Source organism: Paenibacillus sp. FSL R7-0048, assembly GCF_038004505.1.
Taxonomy (GTDB): Bacteria; Bacillota; Bacilli; order Paenibacillales; family Paenibacillaceae; genus Paenibacillus_AQ; species Paenibacillus_AQ odorifer.
Window position 1 is genome coordinate 2507836 of sequence record NZ_JBBORF010000001.1, and the last position, 20166, is coordinate 2528001.

At 47.3% G+C, this 20166-nt stretch carries 16 protein-coding genes and 1 pseudogene; all 17 read left to right on the forward strand.

Annotation, left to right across the window (positions count from 1 at the left end):
- The first annotated feature begins 26 nt into the window (after nt 1-26).
- The 17 genes and pseudogenes from NSQ91_RS10930 to NSQ91_RS11010 all read left to right on the forward strand — a co-directional run bounded on the left by NSQ91_RS10930 (nt 27) and on the right by NSQ91_RS11010 (nt 20165).
- Complete coding sequence (locus NSQ91_RS10930; RefSeq protein WP_076304804.1) at nt 27-1265, forward strand: FprA family A-type flavoprotein; 1239 nt, start codon at nt 27-29, stop codon at nt 1263-1265.
- A gap of 16 nt (nt 1266-1281) precedes the next feature.
- Nucleotides 1282-2496: an NAD(P)/FAD-dependent oxidoreductase gene (locus tag NSQ91_RS10935; RefSeq protein ID WP_076304805.1), complete on the forward strand. Its 1215-nt coding sequence runs from the start codon at nt 1282-1284 to the stop codon at nt 2494-2496.
- Nucleotides 2497-2524: 28 nt separating this feature from the next.
- Nucleotides 2525-2707: a rubredoxin gene (gene rd / locus NSQ91_RS10940; protein WP_076304806.1), complete on the forward strand. Its 183-nt coding sequence runs from the start codon at nt 2525-2527 to the stop codon at nt 2705-2707.
- A gap of 47 nt (nt 2708-2754) precedes the next feature.
- Nucleotides 2755-3465 carry a Crp/Fnr family transcriptional regulator gene (locus NSQ91_RS10945; protein WP_051491610.1) on the forward strand — a complete coding sequence of 237 codons (711 nt, stop codon included), beginning with the start codon at nt 2755-2757 and terminating at the stop codon, nt 3463-3465.
- Nucleotides 3466-3632: 167 nt separating this feature from the next.
- The gene (locus NSQ91_RS10950) at nt 3633-5042 is read left to right on the forward strand and encodes an extracellular solute-binding protein (protein ID WP_076304807.1); all 1410 of its coding nucleotides are present in this window, start codon (nt 3633-3635) and stop codon (nt 5040-5042) included.
- Nucleotides 5043-5264: 222 nt separating this feature from the next.
- A complete protein-coding gene (locus tag NSQ91_RS10955) occupies nt 5265-6329 on the forward strand; it encodes an SGNH/GDSL hydrolase family protein (protein WP_076280258.1) in 1065 nt (354 codons plus the stop codon).
- Nucleotides 6330-6345: 16 nt separating this feature from the next.
- Entirely contained in the window at nt 6346-7899 is a 1554-nt protein-coding gene (locus NSQ91_RS10960; protein ID WP_076304808.1) for an extracellular solute-binding protein, read from the forward strand.
- Nucleotides 7900-7973: 74 nt separating this feature from the next.
- A complete protein-coding gene (locus tag NSQ91_RS10965; RefSeq protein ID WP_076304809.1) occupies nt 7974-12227 on the forward strand; it encodes an alpha/beta hydrolase fold domain-containing protein in 4254 nt (1417 codons plus the stop codon).
- 103 nt (nt 12228-12330) lie between these two features.
- Complete coding sequence (locus NSQ91_RS10970) at nt 12331-12537, forward strand: tautomerase family protein (RefSeq protein WP_076130129.1); 207 nt, start codon at nt 12331-12333, stop codon at nt 12535-12537.
- Nucleotides 12527-13483, forward strand: coding sequence for an ABC transporter permease (locus NSQ91_RS10975; protein ID WP_076130130.1), 957 nt, complete (start codon nt 12527-12529; stop codon nt 13481-13483). The genes NSQ91_RS10970 and NSQ91_RS10975 overlap by 11 nt, the downstream gene beginning before the upstream one ends.
- A 21-nt stretch (nt 13484-13504) precedes the next feature.
- Entirely contained in the window at nt 13505-14389 is an 885-nt protein-coding gene (locus tag NSQ91_RS10980) for a carbohydrate ABC transporter permease (protein ID WP_139329962.1), read from the forward strand.
- Between the two features lie 64 nt (nt 14390-14453).
- A complete protein-coding gene (locus NSQ91_RS10985) occupies nt 14454-14591 on the forward strand; it encodes a hypothetical protein (RefSeq protein ID WP_340917744.1) in 138 nt (45 codons plus the stop codon).
- Between the two features lie 15 nt (nt 14592-14606).
- A pseudogene (locus NSQ91_RS10990) lies at nt 14607-14789 on the forward strand (response regulator); the annotation flags it as partial.
- 87 nt (nt 14790-14876) lie between these two features.
- The gene (locus tag NSQ91_RS10995) at nt 14877-15485 is read left to right on the forward strand and encodes a helix-turn-helix domain-containing protein (protein WP_340921447.1); all 609 of its coding nucleotides are present in this window, start codon (nt 14877-14879) and stop codon (nt 15483-15485) included.
- The gene (locus NSQ91_RS11000) at nt 15485-17281 is read left to right on the forward strand and encodes a sensor histidine kinase (protein ID WP_076280254.1); all 1797 of its coding nucleotides are present in this window, start codon (nt 15485-15487) and stop codon (nt 17279-17281) included. Before NSQ91_RS10995 ends, NSQ91_RS11000 begins: the two co-directional genes overlap by 1 nt.
- A 47-nt stretch (nt 17282-17328) precedes the next feature.
- Complete coding sequence (locus NSQ91_RS11005; protein WP_076304810.1) at nt 17329-18090, forward strand: SDR family NAD(P)-dependent oxidoreductase; 762 nt, start codon at nt 17329-17331, stop codon at nt 18088-18090.
- Nucleotides 18087-20165: a heparinase II/III domain-containing protein gene (locus NSQ91_RS11010; protein ID WP_076304811.1), complete on the forward strand. Its 2079-nt coding sequence runs from the start codon at nt 18087-18089 to the stop codon at nt 20163-20165. The genes NSQ91_RS11005 and NSQ91_RS11010 overlap by 4 nt, the downstream gene beginning before the upstream one ends.
- Nucleotide 20166: the final 1 nt, after the last annotated feature.

The window sequence follows — 20166 nt, forward strand, 5'->3', positions numbered from 1 at the left end:
TCAATCAAACATTGGAGGTTAAAGAAATGAGTACACAATTCAAAAAAATCGCCGGGGATACTTACTGGATAGGCAAAATCGATAACCGCCAGGTTCCATTTCACCGCCTGATTCTGGCAAAAGGAACTACCTATAATTCTTATTTATTAAAAACAGGTAAACCAACTGTCATTGATACCGTAGATATGGAATTCGGACGTGAATATGCCGAGTGTCTGGGTGAAATGATTGATCTTCTAGATATCCATTACATTGTAATTAATCATACAGAGCCTGATCACTCTGGTGGACTGGCAGCTCTCGCTGCCAAGGCTGCAAATGCCACGATCGTATGCACCGAGATTGCTGTTCCCGAATTGCAGGAAATGTACAAGCTTCATAGCCGGAACTTCCTGGTGGTTAAAGACGGAGATAAGCTGGATATTGGCGGGAAAACGCTGCTGTTTAAAGAAACACCGTATCTCCATACCGCAGAAACGATGATCACCTATTGTATCGAAGATCAAATCTTATTTCCTTGTGATATTTTCAGCACGCATGTTGCGGTGGAGAATCTATTCAGCGATGAAGCCGGGTTTGATATTACGGAAGATTTCCAGGGCTATTACGCAGCAATTATTCATCCTCACAGAAGATATGTAAGAACCCTGTTAGAGGCTGTTAAGGATCTTGAGATCCGGATGATCGCTCCTTCCCATGGGTTTGTGATCCGGAAGGACATACGTAAATATATCGGGATGTACGCCACATTGAGCCGTGAAACGACGCAAGGAAAAAAGGCAACCATCGTATATACCACCATCAAAAACAGTACCAAGAAGATGGCCAAAATCATACAGGATTGCTTGCAGGAAAATAATATAGAGACAGAGGTCTGGGATGCAGATAAAAGTAGTGCCACTGATATTCTGAACAGCATAACGTCAGCGGACGCGGTCTTTATTGGCAGCTCCACTAAATACGCGGACATGATTGGGAACCTGGAGAACATTCTGAAAGAATTGCACAATATGAATCTGGAAGGTAAACTTGCTGCAGCCTTTGGCTCCTACGGCTGGAGTGGTGAAGCCATTGAAGTCATTCAGGATTATCTGAATGGAACAAACATGACGGTGCAAAGCACATCTGAGGTTATTAAAACCACGGGGATGACACATGTAGAGTTCCCTGTACGAATCAGATTTTCCCCGAAAGAGCCTGAGAAAGTTCAAAAAATTAAAAATGCGGCTGAATTTGTTTCGGATTTGCTGCTGAGTTCATTTTAGGGAGGAGGAACATAGGATGACAAAACATTACGTTATTGTTGGCGGAGGAGTAGCCGCCGTCCATGCCGCCAAAGCCATCCGTGATCAAGACGCAGAATCGGAAATTTCGATCCTCGGGGAGGAAAGTCAACTGCCCTATAACCGGATTAAGCTGACCAAAGGGCTGTTTACCGACCTGCACAGTGAGAAGGTGCTGATTAAAAAGGAAAAATGGTACCGCGATAACCGTATCTCCGTAAAAACCTCGACCCGAATCCGTTCTGTCCACCCGGACCGGCAAATAGTTGTGACAGAAGATGGGCAGAGTGTTTCTTATCATAAGCTTTTATTGTGTATGGGAGCGAAGAATCGTGCACTCTCCCTTGAGGGCTTCGCCCTGAACAATGTTCATACCCTCCGGGATATGAACGACGCGGACAGATTGAAAGAAAACCTGCAGGATGGCAGCCATGTAGCCGTAATCGGTGGGGGAGTGCAGGGAATCGAAACCGCTTGGGCGCTGCATGAAGCTGGATATCAGGTAACGGTGATCGAAGCTTTTCACCGGTTGATGGGCAGACAGCTTGATGAGAAATCCTCACAGCTCCTTAAAGAGAACCTTGAACAAGCAGGTGTGAAGGTTATTCTTCGAGCTGATGTAGCGTCTATAACAGGAACTGAGTATGTTACCGGAATTACGCTGCACGACCAATCTCATTTTTCCTGTGACCATGTAGTCTACTCTATTGGTATTGTACCGAATACGAAACTGGTAAGTGGCTCGAATATTCAAGTCCGGCAGGGCATTATCGTAAATGAACAAATGCAAACAAATGATCCGCATGTGTATGCAGCCGGAGATGTTGCTGAAATTAACGGGCATGTGGAAGGACTGTGGGGCGGAGCGATTGAGCAGGGCAGGATTGCCGGCAGTAATATGGTTGCCAATCTGACGGCGTATCGTAGAGCTGTTCCGGTTACCTTGTTTACCGCCTTTGGTATCTCTTTATTTTCGATAGGCAACGTGGATGAACAGTGTTGCGATACGGCGGTAAGCGGAGATGACAATGGGGCGTATACGCGTATCTATGTGAAAGATAACACAATGATCGGTGCGATATCCTGGCAAGGTGCAGCTGCTTCTCTGGGGTATAAAACCGCTGTTGAGTATGGCATCTCCCTTGAGGGGATCGATGTTAACGGGAGTAGCATCGAGGAGATTATGGCTGAAGTACAAAGCAGGCTGAACTAAACTATTAACTTTTTAGGAGATGATAAAGATGAAAAAATACATTTGTCTACCCTGTGGTTATATCTATGATCCGGCATTAGGCGATCCCGATGGGGATGTTGTTGCAGGCACTGCATTTGAAGATTTGCCTGAAGATTGGGTCTGTCCGGTATGCGGTGAAGATACCAGTCATTTTGCGCCGGTTGAAGATAAAAAAACTTCTGTATCCTAAAGGAAAGTAGGAGTTGTACAAAAAAATGAACAACAGGGGGGACAGTTATGAAGGAGTATTCTTGCCAATACGCTGCTGAACCTTGTACCCGCAAGGTGCCTATTTTTGCTGCGTTAAGCGATGACGATCTCTCCCGGATCAGCGCTATGATCAAGCATCGTAAGTTTACTAAAGGTCAACCTTTAATTCTGGAAGGGGCGCCGTCAGATACGCTGTACATTATTCAGCGAGGGCATGTTAAATTATCTAAGACAACTCCTGAGGGCAAGGAACAAATTTTGCACATCTTGACGAATGGAGACTTTTTCGGAGAACTGAGCATTTTTAACAGCGATGAGCTGAGTAACTTCAGTGCTTATGCTCTGAAAGACACTAACATTTGCATGCTGACCCGAACGGATATGGAGCAGCTGATGAGGGATAATCCGGATATTTCGCTCAGACTACTGAAGAGTGTGACCAAAAGACTAGCTCATACGGAAAATCTGGCGCAAAGCCTGGCGACCAAAGATCCCGAAATACGAATTGCTTATATGATCATGGAACTCAGCGACAAATATGGTAAGCAGCGTGGCACTCATATTCATATTGACCTTCCGTTGTCTCGTGAAGAGCTGGCCAGTTATGTTGGGGTCACCCGCGAAACTATTAGCAGAAAATTCTCAAGGTTTGAAGATTCAGGTCTTATTGAGCTAATCGGAAACAAGCAAATGCTCATTATAGATCCAGCCGGTTTGGAGAGTTATATGGGGTATTAAGAGGATTACAGTGTATTGACCGCTCTGTATGAAACCGTGGGTGCAGAACATACGCTATATGGGGCCAGACTCCGATACTTGTCGTTCCCAAAGGATTTCAGTATGATGAATACTATATAAACTTGTCCCTATGGGCTCGATTAATCGGAAGATGGCGAGGAAACCCAATGCAGAAAAGGAATAGCAGAAAATTTTTCCGTATCAGGCTAGAGGAAATGATTCAAACCTTGCGACATGAAATTCATTCGGGAAGTATAGCGATCGGCAGTTATCTTCCTTCAGAAAGCGACTTAGAGGTGCGCTTCGGACTTAGCAACGCTTCTGTGCGCAACGGGCTCAAGGTGCTGGTGGATGAAGGCTTAATTGAGAAAATTCCGCGTGTTGGCAATCGGATAATTCCTCCCGTAGAGGAAGGCAGAACGACGATCAAGTTCGGATATGTGAACACCATCTCCAAGCTTGTAGAGATGCAAGAGCTACTGAATGAGTTCGGTAAACGCTATCCGCATATCGACGTTCAGCCGCTCGAGTTGTCTTCAGGAAACTACTCGACATCTTTGAAGGAATATTTGCAGTCGGAAATCATGGATGTCGTACTGATGAATAATAACAATTATGAGGATTTTTTGGAGCAAGGCTGTACGGAGCTGCTGGAGCCGATGGAGGAACAGCCGGACACGTATCGTTTTCTTTCCGACCCGTTCCGGTATGGTGACCGTAATCGCGTTCGCCCCTTCATTTATTCTCCAGTCGTGCTTTGTTATAATAAACAGCACTTTAAGGAAGCCGGCGTATCACCACCAGACAGTAGCTGGACCTGGGACGATTTGTTTGCTAATGGTCGAAAGGTAGCAGAAGGTCATGACTGGTACGGTTTTTATTTTTATTTGCCTTCTCGTAACCGGTGGCCGTTGTTCCTGCTTCAAAGCGGCACAACGTTTGCGGCAGAACAGGATGACGAAGGGAAATACCGGTTCAGCGGCTCAAAGCTACTCGACAGTTTAGGAACCATCCGAAAGCTGATAGGCATGAAAGATGTATTTCCAGCCGTATTGTCCGAGAGCGATGCGGATGCGGAAGCCTTGTTCTTGCAAGGCAAAGTGTCCATGATAATGACGACCTATTACTTCTTGAACCAATTGCGTCAATCCGATTTGGCATTCGATATTGCTCCATTGCCGCGGCTGCAAAATGCTGATACGCTGCTGATTATAAATGGACTGGCGGTTAACAGCAAATCACAGAACAAGGATGCATCCATGCTACTCGTCGATTTTCTCACCTCACACGAGGCACAACTGATCATTAGGCGCAAGACGCTGAATATTGCAGCCAACCGTTTGGTGATGGATTGGGAAGGTGAGGAAGTGGGTTATCGTCCGGCCCGTTTTCAGCTTTATCGTGAGATCTTCCCTACCTATCGTCTGGTTACAGAGCTGGGTTTGAGCAACCTCCAGTTGAAAGAGATTCAACGTGATATCATGATGTTTGTTTCAGGTCTACTGGACAACGACGAGTTATGCCGCAGACTTGAGGAAATATTGAATGCGGTAAATCAGGAGACTCAGCACTCTTGAGGACTGAAAGTTTATGTGAAAATCCCGGCACAGGTTCAATTCTGAATCTGTGCTTTTTGTTATGTTGAAGTATTTGTTTGTTGCACAAGAATTGACTCATATATGACTCATAATAAACATAAAAACTTGTTGACTATGCTTTTGTTGTTATTATATGATGCAATAGAAGTCAGATATGAGTTAACACGAACTCGATTTTATTAAGGTGGTGTAGCTGCAAAGATGGAAAAGGAAGGCGTTTATTTTCACAATGTTTCGGAGCTGGTTCATAAACCCTATCAATCTGGATTGCATCTCCAGCGTTTTCCACAGCATGTGCGCAATGGCTTGTCAGAGAAAGGAAGAACCAAAGCTATACAATCGAACGGCTGCGAATTGCGGTTTGTCACCGAATCCAAGCATGTTAGGGTCACTGTCGGATCGAATGATAGTAACGGCCGCGTTGTGGTATGCAGAGGGGATTTTTTTCATTCTCAGCATTTTCTGCAGGCGGGTACGGTAACCACTCTGCACTTGGAGGAGCCGGAACGTTTTACAGAGGTATCAAGTAAGCGGCTGAATCAGTCTGGATTTTCCTCTAACGTATGGCGTTTGCATTTTGATCGTTTCGGAGCTGTTTACTACGATGTGGATGCTTTTGGTTGTGAAGTACGTGCGCCTAGACCGGAAGAGGTACCGAAGCTTACGATGCTCGCCTATGGATCTTCCATCAGCCAGAGCGCGGGATCCACGCATCATTTCAATGGTTACTTACAGCAGACAGCGCGCAGACTTGGTGTGGATGTGCTAAATCTTGCGCTTAGCGGATCTTGTTATTGCGAGGACGTAGTTGCCGATCATCTGGCTGAACGTGAGGATTGGGATTTTCTGTTTCTGGAACTTGGTGTCAATATGCGTGCTGTAGTGTCTCCCGAGGAATTCAAGCGTAGAGTGTCTTACATGCTGGACCGGGTTATCAAAAATCATCCTGACAAACCTGTGTTCGTTACTACGATTTATCCGAATCGTGCAACGTATTTTCTTGATACAGGCCATCTTCTTCATGTCCAAGAGGCGGTTTTTAACGAAGTGCTGCTTCGTTACTGTGAGAGCAATAAACATCCACAACTACATCTGCTGGATGGCGCATCAGTCATGCGCGATCTAACCTCGCTGACCTCCGATCTTATTCATCCTTCCGATTATGGACACACGCTAATGAGCGAGCATTTAGCAAAGCTGTTGCGGCCCATGATCGAACCCCTCCGAACTTCTAGTCATTCTACCGAAGTGTCCCCAATTTTATAATAGGGAGTTGATGGAAATGAAGCGTTGGATGCTTACCATGGTGGGAGTTTCATTATTAGCCGTCTCTATGAATGGATGTTCCTCTTCTAATAAGGGGGGAGAAGAACAAGCAGGGGAGAGTCCGGAAAAAACCACTGCTTTCTCCATATCGTTCCGGAGCGGAAACATTTCGTATGCAGACAATCATCCGAATATCAATGATGACAAATGGGTCAAAAAGCTGGAGGAACTTACAAATACAGATCTTAACATCCGTTTGATGCAGCAGAAAAATTTTGATTCGCAAATGATTCAAATGTTCGCGATCAACGACATTTCGGATGTCGTGCAAGCAAGCTCTGGGCTGACGAACCCTCAGTTGGCAGGTTCCGTGGAGGCCGGAGTATTCATGCCCCTAAATGAATTGCTTGAGCAGTATGGGCAGGATCTTCTCAAGAAAGTTCCGAAGGAGGCATGGGACAAGGAGACCGATGCGAAAGGTAATATCTACGCGATTCCGGAATGGCTGTCCAATCCGTCACGCCGTGCAACTTGGATTCGTGCGGATCTTTTGGAACAAACAGGGCTGCCAGAGCCTAAAACAGTAGATGACTTCCTGAATGTCATGCGTGCTTTTAAGAAGCTGGGTGTGGAGAATCCTTATATGGGCCGGGAGGACTTTGTATATTCGGATATGTTCTTCGGATCTTACGATACCTTTGCTAATTTCTTTATGAAACAAGGGGATCAAATTGTCCCGAAATTTATGAATATCGAAAATATGCAAAAGACGATCCAAACGTACAAGACAATGTTCGACGAAGGACTGATTAACAAGGAATTCGTCACAATTAATCCCACGAAATTTAAGAACGATATTCTTGCAGGCAAGGCGGGCATCTGGAACATGAATGCGAACCTGTTGATCCAATGGGATCAGCAGCTAAGAGAACAGGTGCCTACTGGTAAAATGAAGCTGATTGCCTCGCCAACAGGGCCAGACGGTAAGGGGGGACTTCGTCTTGTCGGTACGGTGCCGCGAGCGTATTTAATTAACAGGAATGCGAAAGACCCTGCCGGGATCGTCAAGTTTTTCAACTGGATGGTTAGTGACGAAGCGGAGAAGTTTTTTACCTTCGGAATTGAAGGGGAAAACTACACTGTAGAGAACGGAAATATTAACTATAACAGACCGAAAACAGCTGATGAAGTTGATGAAGAAACGTTCCGTCAAATCCTGCTGTGGTTCGTACAGGATACTACCTACAATAAAGGTGCGCTTAGTCTCACACCCGAAGGAAAAGATTTGATGAAGCTCTACGACACAGTACTTGCGAATGAGGGACGCGACGGGATTCAATTTGAACCGCAAGTAAAAGGCTATCAGAAAAACCCGGACATCACCCCAGGTGGAGATAAATTGCCACCAGTTATATTGACGCATGTGATCAATATGGTATACGGAAAAAAGCCGATTTCCGACTATCCGAAGGTGGTGGAGGAATGGCTGCAGAAAGGGGGAAGTGACATCGTCAAGGAAGCAACAGAACGTTATAACAATAACGACGGTGTGATTTTGTCCCGACATTAATAAGCTGCATCTCACAAGAGGTTTGAACTCCATAATGCTTGTGATTACCTATACCATGTCAAGGAGGAATTTATTTGAGAAACGGACTATATAGGAAAGCTTTTCGAGTGGGCATTAGAGTACTGTTGTCTTTGGCTTTGTTATATTCACCTTTGGAAATGCAAGCGCTTACCGAAGTTTATGCAGACGGAATAACCGATGACTATGTTACGCTCTACGAGGAAAACTTCGATGACCCTGACAATTTTGGATCTACCGGTGGTATTGCCATTCCGGGGCCTTGGCTGCAGGAAGGCGAAGGAAACAGTATGGCGAAAACTTCGGTTTCGTCCACGGCCCCGTCCGTACCGAATCTGGTGAAAATCGATGGCAAGGATGCATTGGCGCTGTCAGTGAATTCGACGGGGTACCGCAATCTTCAATTGAGTTATTATACACGGGCATCCTCCTACATCGGAGGAAGCGTCATCGTAGAATGGTCAAGTGACGGAGGGATAAATTGGACAACGCTGGAGGAATTTAAGCTGCCCCCAGGAATGCTGGAACAAAAGAACAGTGAGCCGAACCAACTCAAAGTCCAAAACTTGGGCAGCGGAGCTGACAACAACCCGAACGTCAAAATCCGGGTTCGTGTGGGGGAGCTTATGAGCGCGAATATGTACATCGATAGTGTCGCCCTCAAAGCTCAAGCGATTCCCGGAATACCACCCGCAGAGACACCGGTGCCAATCCCTACACCGGCTGAACCTAAGCCGTTTGTGGTTCCTGAAGGCGTTAAGCTGTATGAAGATGTGCTGATTGGGAATGCTGGAACGCGGCCGATTTATACTTCGATTGCCGTACCCAAGATCCTGCCTCAAGCACCCGTGCCAGTGATGGTATACATTCATGGCGGAGGTTGGAATCACGGAGACCGGAAGCAAGCCCTTGCCAGTATCTGCAACTATGTAACCAAGCGAGGATATATCGGAGTATCGCTGGATTACCGCTTAACCCCGGAAGCGCCATTCCCGGCGCAAATTCAGGATGTGAAGCTTGCTATTCGTTACTTGCGCGCGCATGCGGCAGAATACCATCTGGACCCGAGTCGGATCGGTGTATGGGGTTCGTCATCAGGGGGGCATCTGGCCTCACTGCTCGGTACGACTGGGAACATTAAGTCAGGCGAGACAATCACATTGGATACAGGACATACCGTAAATGTTCCGGATTTGGCAGGAAATGGCGGTTGGCAGCAATATTCTGATCAAGTGCAAGCCGTTGTCGATCTCTACGGTCCAGCGGATTTTACAACAAACTTCGCTAATAGCTATAAATCAGTGAAAGCGCTTTTAGGCGGGAACGACGCGTTCTCTGTGCCAGACCAGGCAAGGTTGGCCATGCCTGGCACTTATGCGTCACCGGACGATCCGCCTTTTTTCATCCGCCATGGAGATGTGGATGCAACGATCCCATACACGGACAGCATTACGTTCTCCAATCAATTGAAGGATGCAGGCGTGAAAGTGGTCGATGTAAAAATTGTACCTAAACAAGGTCACGGTTTTATAGGCGAAGCGGCTGAGCAAGCAAGCGCCGAGGCTTGGGCTTTTATGGATCAATATGTAAAGAATCGAATGGCAACAACACCTGATGATGAGGTTGTATACCGCGATCTAGCCAGTCTGGCACCGAGCGACGATGCAGTCATCGACAGCAGCAAGCCCACTGTAAACTTCAATAGCGCGACGGGCAGCAGCAATGGATTGTTCAGTATTTCTTCTGGCGCCGAGAACAAGAAATATGTGTATTTTAAATTTGATGTCTCTTCATATAGCAATCCTGCAAACAGGTACATTTTTAATGTTGCTGCCAAAAAGGGTTCATCCAATGCGGACCTCGAACTTTCGTTATTCGGCCTAAAGGATACAAATTGGACTGAATCGGAGCTGACTTGGAGCAATGCGCCTGTCACGGATCTGACCATTGCTTCGTTAAGTGGGAAATTTACCGTAACGGCAGACAAATCAGGAGCTCCACAGGTTTACAGCATCGATGTGTCCGAGTTTGTCAGAGAAAGATTGTCCGCATCGGGCGGTAATATCGCTTTTCTGCTTGGTGATGCGGCAAGCACTGGAATTTCCCTCAATCTCTATTCGAAAGAAGCTAATGGCAACAGCAACCCCCGTCCACAGCTTGTTGTTCAAGAAGCGGTTGCACCTTCAAGCGACCATGAGAAACCTTCCTGGCCGGATGGAAGTTCTCTGAAAGCAGTCAATATAGGTACAGAGTTCATTCAACTTTCATGGCCGGCCGCCAGCGATAATCAAGGTATCGGCTCCTATCGCGTATACCGGGATAACACCCTGTTATCCAATGTTACCGGTGCAACGTACACAGCCGTTGGGCTTAGCCCTAGCACGGCGTACAGCTTTAAGGTTGAAGCGGTGGATCAGTCGGGCAATACATCCGTACCGCTTTCTTTTACGCGGTCAACGCTTACAGAACCCATCATTCCTTACGCGATTGCAAACGTGACAGCCAGCGACAGCGATGGCAATATCGCAACGAATACCATCGATAATAACTTGTTCACCCGTTGGTCCGCCGCAGGTAACAGCCCGTGGGTCCAATACGATTTAGGCGAACGGAAGCAGATCAGTTATTTAGGTATTGCCGTTTATAAAGGTGACACGCGTACGGCTCAATTGAGTATCGAAACTTCAAATGACGGTTTGGCTTGGACTACCATATGGACTGGTGCAAGCATGTACAGAACCATAGAGATGCAACCTTTTGATCTTCCTGACACAGAAGCCAGATATGTGCGGATCGTGGGTCTTGGAAATTCTGATGGCAGCGCGTTTACAAGTTTATCGGAGGTAAACATCTATGCGCCGTTCGCAAATGGCGATACACCTGTAGCCAGCATCCCGAACTACACACCTAATCCCCCCCGGGAACCGATCCCATTCACAGCTCCCGGATTAACCGAACCTGAGGGTACGGTGCATCCGGTTCATTCCTCACCTACTACCACTGGGCGCATCTTGAACGTGCTGGACTATAATGCTGATCTCGCCGATAACGACACAGATGACGGTATTGCTATTCAAGCTGCCATAAACAGTGCTGAGCCCGGCGATGAGGTCTATTTGCCGTCTGGGGTTTATAATTTGAACTCAACATTGGATACTCTTGTCAATTTGAAGCTCAAGTCAGGAGTAAACCTTCGCGGTGAGGATCAATCAACAACCATCCTCAAGACATCTCTCAATAAGGTAAAAAACAGCGCCCTGATGAAAGTATCCGGACAGCATGATCTGTCCATAACTAATCTCACATTGACTTCTACATGGAACGGTGTCTACACGACGGCTCACAAAGTGAACAACCCGGACGCCGGTGGTCCCGACAGCATGATTACCATCGCAAATTTTGGTGAAGTTCCGTCATACAACGTCACGGTTGATGGAGTTACTGTAGAGAAGTATTCACGTATGGGTGTGCGTATCGACAACAGCCGTGATATCGTCGTACGCCGCAGCACGTTCCGAAATGCGACAGATGTAGGTCCGGGCGGTGCTGGCTATGGTGTGTCGATTCAGGGCATGGCCAAGCAGGATCGCAACGGGTATGAGAACGACACGGTTTGGAATGTTGTGGAGGACTCCCATTTCGAAGGCCCTTATTTGCGGCATGGGGCGCTGATCCAATTTGTTGCCCATAACAATGTCCTGCGAAACAATCAGTTTATGAATACAAAGCTGGATGCCATCGATCTGCACGGAGAACTCGAATATTTGAACGAGATATACGGCAATGTGATTAGCGATATTCCCTACGGCGCGGCGATCGGACTGGGAAACACCGGGGGTGCAGCACCCAGCAATCACAGTAAGTCAGGACCGCGTAACTATATCCATGACAATACGATTCGTAATACAAGAGAAGGAATCAATGTAACTATGGGCACCCCGGATACAGTCATTGAGCGAAATGTGATTGAGAATACAACGCATATAGAGAACGCCAAGGGCATTCAGATTTTGAACGGGCCAGGTACTATCATTAAGGAGAATATCATTCGCAACAACACCGCGTCGAATTATTGGGCTGTATCCCTTGAGCATGATCCCGGCGATAGCAAAGCAAATGATATCGGAGCGGGCGACCCGCAGGACGTTCAATTGATCGAAAATTCGCTGATTGGCAATACGAACGGTATTCGACTTCTTGCTGGAAAAGGGATCATCCTGCTGGGGAATCTTATTGACAGTATAAGTCGCAATTATTTCAAAAATGACCATGTGGTAGTAGAGGGTTGGCCGTTACCGATTATACCCTAAAGAAAACACAAGCTCACTCATAGAAACTCCATATTGCAAGCGCTTTATTGTAGGTAGAATGAGGTTAGATTCATTCACTATTTAAGGAAATGGAGGAAAGCCGATGCCACATATTGAGATTAGGATGTACGAAGGCCGAACGAGTGAGCAGAAGGAGGAGATAGTCACCGTATTCACGCGGGAGTTATCCCGAATTATTGAACGGGAGGAACGATTTATTACCGTCGAATTTCAAGAAATTCCCCTGGATGAGAATGCTCCGGCGAACCTGCTGAAAACAGGACCTATAGGAAACGGTTATGAAAGCTAAGTTAACTGGGGTTGACCTTATTAACTACAAAGCCGACACGAAAAGGTCCTTGCTTTTAAACATGTGGAAATTCAGAGCACTCTATGTGATTGCGATTCCCGGGATCTTGTATTTTATTATTTTCAAGTACTTGCCGTTGGCTGGTTCAGTTATTGCGTTTCAGAACTACAATATTTTTAAAGGCTTTACAGGCAGTGAATGGGTGGGACTCGAGCACTTTAGGACGATGTTCCAATACCAGGATTTCGGAAGAATCTTGAGCAATACAATTCTGCTAGGCTTGTATGATCTTATATTCGCCTTTCCGGCTCCAATATTGCTTGCGCTTCTGCTGAATGAAATTCGGCTTGTGTTTTACAAACGGTTTTTGCAAACGGTGGTTTATATGCCCCATTTCCTATCTTGGGTAATTGTCAGCGGTATCGCCTTGGGTATCCTCTCCCCAGGAACAGGGATTGTGAATCAGGCTTTACAAGCTTTCGGCTTTGAACCGATTTATTTTCTTGGTGAAAATTCATACATTCGCACGATTTTGATCAGTTCCGGTATCTGGAGGGATTCCGGGTACGGTACGATCATTTATCTGGCCGCGTTGGCAGGAATAAACCCAGATCTTTATGAGGCTGCTGAAGTAGACGGAGCCGGGCGCTGGAAACAAACCTTAGCCATTACACTGCCGTCTCTGATACCGACGATTATGATTTTGTTCCTTCTCCATATCGGGAGATTTCTTGATCTTGGCTTCGAGCGGGTATGGGTATTCCTGAATGCGCTTAATACCGGGAACGGGGAGATTCTGGACACTTATATCTATAAGGCGGGGCTGCTGTCTCAGCAATACAGCTATACAACAGCAGTGGGGCTATTCAAGTCGGTAGTTGGACTCATTCTGGTGCTCATCGGCAACATTTTGAGCAAAAAAACAACCGGTGAATCGCTGTATTAATCGCTCTTTATGGAGGTAGGGATGATGAGAGTACGCTATACTCGCGGCCAGAATCTATTTAATGTGTTCAATCTTTTGTTTCTGACCGCTCTCGCTTTGGCTATGTTTCTTCCGTTTCTGAATGTGATTGCCCAGTCCTTTAGCAGCTCTGAAGCAATTATTAATGGCAGGGTAGGCTTGCTGCCAAAGGAATTTACCGCGATCAATTATCAGTACGTTTTCAGCGATCATTCCATTTGGCGGGCGTTCGGTGTTTCCGTCTATATTACGGTACTGGGCACCGCCATTAATCTGATTGCGACAGCTTCTCTCGCTTATCCGGTGTCGCGGCCGGAATTCGTAGGACGTAAATACATCGTCATGATGGTATTGTTCACTATGGTATTCAGTGCCCCTCTTATTCCAAACTTTATCCTGATCAAAAATTTGGGGCTTATGAACTCCTTATGGGCACTTATGATTCCGGGGGCCATCAGCGCATTTAACTTTTTCGTGATGAGAAGCTTCTTTATGCAGCTGCCTCAGGAGCTGATAGATTCCTCCAGAATCGATGGGTGTGGCGAGCTGCGGATCATAGTCAATATGGTACTGCCGTTGTCCAAACCGGTAATGGCCTCATTGGGGATTTTTTACGCCGTCGGGCACTGGAATACGTACATGAGCGCTCTGTATTATATCAACAAGCCGTCATTATGGCCTCTGCAAGTGATGTTGAAGAAGCTCTTCGAGACGGACGATATCAGCATTGATCCGGCTTCCTCAGTTTATAGCTCTTTGGCCCACACCTCACCTGAGGGCATCAAAATGGCTGTTATCATTGTCGCTACTATTCCGATTATCATGATTTATCCGTTTCTTCAACGCCATTTCGTTAAAGGAATGATGGTCGGATCCGTCAAATCCTGATCTATCATAGTGTGGTAGAATAGGAACGCGTTAAGCGAGACGAATCGGAAGGTGGTATCCATGGATGAGATGTGTATTAATCGTAGACGACGAGCCCATGATTCGAAAGGGACTTTCTATCATGATCCAGCAATGCGGCGAGCATCCGTATAACATTAAGCTGGCCCAGAATGGCGAGGAGGCCATCCAGCTCATTATGTAGGAACAGCCGGATTTTCTTTTTACAGATATCCGTATGCCCAAGGTAGACGGACTGGAGCTGTGCCGGCGGCTGTCGGAGATGGAGACGGATATTCAGACTGTTGTCATCTCGGGTTATGGGGATTTTGAATACGCCCGCCAATGCGTGTCCTATGGAGTGAAAGAATATCTCCTGAAACCCGTGAGCAAAGGGAACCTTCAAAATGTGATCGCCAAACTGGAAGCGCATAGAGAGAAGTTAGAGAGTTTTGTCTCTGTCGCTAAGCTCGATGAATGGGTCGTGCGTATGGATGATGCCATCTGGACCTTGGATAAAGAAAGGCTGTACCTTGTACTGAAGGAATGGGAAACTGACTTCCTCCAGCGTAAGATGAGCCGAATTCAGCAAAAAGAGCTTCTGGAAGAGGGCTATGCTTTACTCGTGAAGAAGCTGCTTGTCAATTCAGTTACACCCGGTAAAAGCGTGTTAGACTTGTCCGCAGCAGCTGGACCTGAGCAGTTATTTCACTGCTTCGCAGAAGCGTCAGCAGCTATATTGGAAGAGCTTCGTAGAAAGCGCAAGGGTAAAGCGAAGGATCCGATAGAGGAAGCTAAAGCATTTATTGAAAAGCATCTCGCCCAGGAAGTATCGCTGGAAGAAGTGGCGGAAGTGCTTGGGCTAAATGCCTCTTATTTCAGCCAGATGTTTAAGCACTCAACAGGAGAGACCTTTGTACATTACCGCATAAAACGCAGGATGGAGAAGGCCAAAAGATTACTTGCCGATGCAAGCTATCGGATCACCGATATTTCCTATGAAGTCGGGTATGCAGACCATCCTCATTTTACGAAGACGTTCAAAAAGTTCACCGGGCTGGCTCCTTCTGAGTACCGCAACCAGCTGGGGATCGATTGATGAGAAAGAGTCTGTCGAACAAGCTGTTTGCCTCCTTTCTGACCGTCATTCTTCTATCCTTGTCCATGGTTGGATTTATCTCTTATTTTCAGGCTTCGGCTGAGCTGGATAAGTCTTCTGAGAAGTCCATTGCTCAAGTCATCAGAAGTGCGTCTTATCAAACGGATCTGTATTTGCAAAATTATGAAAAGGCTAGCGATTCCATCCTGTCCTACAATCAAGTCAAGGAGTTCTTGGATATGGACCCGGAGGATAGCTTCTCCTACTATCAATATACGAATGACATTCAGAAGTATTTGTTTCGTTCTTTGTTTATTCTGTATCCCCAGATTAATCTGATGTACGTCATCGGTGAACACGGCAAGGCCATTAGCGATGATAACTCCTATCAGGCACATAGCCTGCAGTTTCATCCTCAGGAACGCTACAGTTTCTTAAGCGAACATACGCCGGAGAGCGGCCGCATCACCATTCTCAACACGAATGTGATGAATGAAGGGGATAAGAACATTATTACGATGGTCCGCCGAATCAGAGGGGTCTCTTCCTATCGTCCCAAAGGTATAGTCGCCATTGAATTCAAGGCAGAGGATCTGGCCCGTATATGGGAACCTCTTGATCTGGGACAGGGCGGGTCCTATTTTATCATGGACGAATTCGGCAAGCTCCTTTACCGGGCGGAAGGGAATAATAACCACCCTGGGTTATCTGCTGAGCACATTCAGAACGTATTTCAACACCCAAATGACTCTGTGGTGGAAAAAGTAGACGGGAAAGAGTATTTGTTCGTGTCGAGAAAATCCGAATATTCCAAATGGCAGCTTGTAGTATCCATACCCGTTGGTGAGCTGCGCAAGCCTATTTCTACCATTCGTACGACCACGCTGGTGGTGGGAGTTCTCACGCTTGTCGGCACACTGCTCCTTGCAGCCTGGTTCGGACGATCCATCACGAAGCCCATCCTGATTCTTAAGGAGGGCATGAGGGAGACGGAAAAAGGCAAGTGGCGCAGGCTTGAGATGAACGGCCGTCAGGATGAACTGGGGGGATTGATGCGCAGCTACAATCTCATGGTGACCCGGCTGTCCGAAATGATTGAGCGGGTATACGAAGCGGAGCTTACCACCCAGAAGGAGGCTCTGGAGCGTCATCAAGCTGAATTCCAGGCACTCCAGCTGCAGATTAATCCGCACTATCTATATAACACATTAGAAACTATCAAATGTTATGCGGTCGTTCAGGATTCGGATGAAATCACAGAAATAGTGGAGGCCATGGCATTCATGCTTCGCTACTCCATCCAAACTAATCTGGAGGAAATTACGATTGCCAATGAGCTTAATCATGTACTGAGCTACATGACGATTCTCAAGCACCGGATCGGCAGAGAGTTCGAAATTGACGTAGTGATTCCGCCGACGCTGCTACTGGCTAAGATGGTCAGGCTGACACTTCAGCCCTTGATCGAAAATATTTTTCAGCATGCGTTTCCCGAGGGAATTGAAGACAAGCACTATATTAGAATCGACGCCAGAAAAGAGGGAGATCGTTTTCTAGTTCTTGTAGAGGATAACGGCGCAGGGATGTCCCGCGAACGGCTTGATAAGCTTCGTGAGAAGCTGAATCTGAATCAGCTGGCGGATACGGAAGGAGACTCCCTCTATCATAGAGGTGGAATCGGGCTCATGAACGTGCACCGGAGAATTCAAATGGTGTTCGGTGAACAATACGGATTAAGTGTCGAAAGCGTGGAGAATGAGGGAACCCGGTTGATCTTATCCATGCCTGCGGAGTGAGGAAAAAGATGTTTTCAGAAAAAATTACTATTAGGAGGAAATAGGCAATGAAAATTGATTTGACTGGTAAAATTGCGCTTGTTACAGGGTCCAATGCAGGGATAGGCCGACAAATCTTGGAGACTTTGGCTGCTTCCGGCGCCAAAGTGGCGGTAAACTATTTGTTCGGTTCTGCGGAGGAGACGGTGGACGCGATCCGTCAGGCCGGAGGAGAAGCTTATGCTTTTCAGGCAGACGCAACAAGTCCTGGTCAACTGGACAATATGGTGAAGGAAATAGAGGAGCATTTCGGCGGAACCATCGATATTCTCGTCAACAATGCAGGCGGCATGATCAATCGGGTTCCCACTACTGAAATGAACGAAGAGCATTACAACAAGGTGATGGACGTTAATTTTAAATCATGCGTGTTTGCCTGCAAAGCCGTATCCGCAGGAATGATTGCCAAGAAAAGCGGTAAAATCATCAATGTATCTTCCCTTGCGGCCCATGACGGCGGCGGACCGGGCGCTTCCATTTATGCAGCGGGCAAAGCTGCGGTATGGTCTTATACCAAGGGACTTGCCAAGGAGCTGAGTCCTCACGGGATTAATGTAAACGCTATCTCTCCTGGATTTATCGGTCAGACCGCTTTCCATGCTACCTTTACTGCGGATGCGGCAAGACAGGCAACGATTGCGAAGATTCCGCTGGGCCGGGAAGGTGCTCCACAGGATGTGAGCAATGTGGCACTCTTCCTCGCTTCAGAGCTGTCGGATTATCTGACAGGCGAAATTATTGAAATTAACGGAGGCTTGTTCATGCGATGATGAACCTTAAGGAGAAAGCAGATACTTTTTCCTGGGTTGGTCTTGAGGTGGATAAATTGAAAATGGAGCTGGATCCCTTCCGGAGAGAAGAGATTCTGCTCCCGACAGAACCTGGTGGCTGGTGGCACCAATATGTATGTCCCCAGCATCATACTGAGCTAATCTTCGATGTTATGGAGCAAGATGCGGTTGTCTTTTCTTGCCCGAAGGGCTGCAAGCTGGAAGGTGAGCCCTACCGGGGAGCATGGCTGGTATACCGGCATCAGGCAATGGCGCGATACGCCCTGCAAGCTGCCGTGGTATTCGCCGCAGACGGAGAAGAATTCTACAGCAGCTTAGCCCGGAAGATTCTTGTCGGTTATGCGGAGCAGTTTCCTTTGTATCCGGTTCATCCCGATGCTCAACCCTGGATGCTTAGTGGCCGTGCCTTTCATCAGGCGCTGACAGAGGCTATCTGGTCCACTACGCTTATTCGGGCCTATCTGCTGCTTGTGGATCATGGAGTAACGTTCACTGGGGAGGAAGAGGTAAAGCTGCAAGTGTTCTTCACGATGCTGGAGGAGAGTATGGAGCAATACCGCCACATCCTCATTTACGAGAAGAAGAATGCAGAGAACAATTATACCGCATGGCTGAATGCTAGCCTGGCTTGTGTATATGCCGCCAAAGGTACCAGAGAAAAGCTTGCTTCTTTGCTGGAGGGAGAAGGCGGATTCTATCATCATCTGTCCATTGGCGTGAAGCCAGATGGTTTTGAATTTGAAGGCAGCACGTACTACCATATTTTTGTATTGCGGGCTTATCTCATAGCAGCCGAGATGTACGGGCGCTTCGGGATTGACCTCTATGCTGCCAAAGGAGAACAGGGACAATCCATCCGTGGCATGTTTCAGTTGCTGGCAGAGCTTAGCGGCGATAACGGGGAGCTTCCAGCCGTGCATGATGGTCCTTATGCGCGCGTTCCTTTCGCCCGAGAAATTGCTGAAGTATTTGAAATAGGTATTGCGGTTTACAAAGACCCGAGTCTCCAGCCAATACTGGCGAATGCTTATAGATATCTATACGGGCAGGAATTAAGGACTGGTCTGGAGGCAGTGCTGTATGGAGCAGGTGAGAGTAAGGAGCTTCAGACCAGTTACAGGGTGAGAGACTCTGTCCTACTGCCGGATTCCGGATTCGCCGTGCTCCGCCACCCGGGCAATCCGCTGTCCGTGCTGGCGGATTTCGGAGAGCATGGCGGATCACATGGACATTTCGACAAGCTTCATATCACGATTATGCACCGATGGGGCGAGGTTGCTCCCGAGCTGGGTATGGTTCCTTATGGATCTGTTTTGCGCAAGGAATGGTATTCCGAAACTGCGAGCCATAACACGGTCACCATCGGAGGTCGTTCCCAAGCTCCACATACCGGAAGCTGCTGTCAATTTCGCCAGGAAGGCAACGCTACGTACTTATGGATTCGTTCAGACGGCGCCTATGAAGGAGCTGTTCTAGAGCGGCATCTTGTATTGGCCGACGGTTGGCTGCTGGATTGGTTTCATGTTGAGCAAGTAACGGAGCGGAGTCAGGAAGTAGACTTATGGTTTCATCCGACGGGACATTTGCTGTTACCGTTCGACCCTCACCGTGTCCAGAAGGATTCTCCGGCAGTCCTTGGACTGGAAGCGGGTTATGGCTCAGTAGAAGTACTGTCCGCAATGAAAAATGAGACGGACTGTCCGTTAAATACGGAGTGGAATATCCGTTATGATGGAGTGAGCACCTGCCGGGAGTATGAACTATCTACGAGTACTCTACTAGCGCCCGGCTCCACTATGTATGAAATCCGCACACCGGGTAATGCCGAAGACCCGAGTAGATTGCTACGAGGCATTATGCTTCGGCACAAAGGCCCGTCGGTTGATTTTATTACGGTTTATCGGGACGGGCACGAACCTGCTGTACTGAAGCTAGTGAGTCAGGTGGGCGAACCGCCCCAAATCCAAATAGCAACAACTGGGCAAGCAGTGGTGTATTGCCTTGACCCTAAAGCGGGACTGATTCAGGAAAAGTCCCGGAATACGGAGGAGTAGA

Coding starts and splice junctions, on each gene's coding strand:
- NSQ91_RS10930 (WP_076304804.1), top strand. CDS start 27: ATGAGTACACAATTCAAAAAAATCGCCGGGGATACTTACTGGATAGGC.
- NSQ91_RS10935 (WP_076304805.1), top strand. CDS start 1,282: ATGACAAAACATTACGTTATTGTTGGCGGAGGAGTAGCCGCCGTCCAT.
- rd (WP_076304806.1), top strand. CDS start 2,525: ATGAAAAAATACATTTGTCTACCCTGTGGTTATATCTATGATCCGGCA.
- NSQ91_RS10945 (WP_051491610.1), top strand. CDS start 2,755: ATGAAGGAGTATTCTTGCCAATACGCTGCTGAACCTTGTACCCGCAAG.
- NSQ91_RS10950 (WP_076304807.1), top strand. CDS start 3,633: ATGCAGAAAAGGAATAGCAGAAAATTTTTCCGTATCAGGCTAGAGGAA.
- NSQ91_RS10955 (WP_076280258.1), top strand. CDS start 5,265: ATGGAAAAGGAAGGCGTTTATTTTCACAATGTTTCGGAGCTGGTTCAT.
- NSQ91_RS10960 (WP_076304808.1), top strand. CDS start 6,346: ATGAAGCGTTGGATGCTTACCATGGTGGGAGTTTCATTATTAGCCGTC.
- NSQ91_RS10970 (WP_076130129.1), top strand. CDS start 12,331: ATGCCACATATTGAGATTAGGATGTACGAAGGCCGAACGAGTGAGCAG.
- NSQ91_RS10975 (WP_076130130.1), top strand. CDS start 12,527: ATGAAAGCTAAGTTAACTGGGGTTGACCTTATTAACTACAAAGCCGAC.
- NSQ91_RS10980 (WP_139329962.1), top strand. CDS start 13,505: ATGATGAGAGTACGCTATACTCGCGGCCAGAATCTATTTAATGTGTTC.
- NSQ91_RS10985 (WP_340917744.1), top strand. CDS start 14,454: ATGAGATGTGTATTAATCGTAGACGACGAGCCCATGATTCGAAAGGGA.
- NSQ91_RS10995 (WP_340921447.1), top strand. CDS start 14,877: ATGGATGATGCCATCTGGACCTTGGATAAAGAAAGGCTGTACCTTGTA.
- NSQ91_RS11000 (WP_076280254.1), top strand. CDS start 15,485: ATGAGAAAGAGTCTGTCGAACAAGCTGTTTGCCTCCTTTCTGACCGTC.
- NSQ91_RS11005 (WP_076304810.1), top strand. CDS start 17,329: ATGAAAATTGATTTGACTGGTAAAATTGCGCTTGTTACAGGGTCCAAT.
- NSQ91_RS11010 (WP_076304811.1), top strand. CDS start 18,087: ATGATGAACCTTAAGGAGAAAGCAGATACTTTTTCCTGGGTTGGTCTT.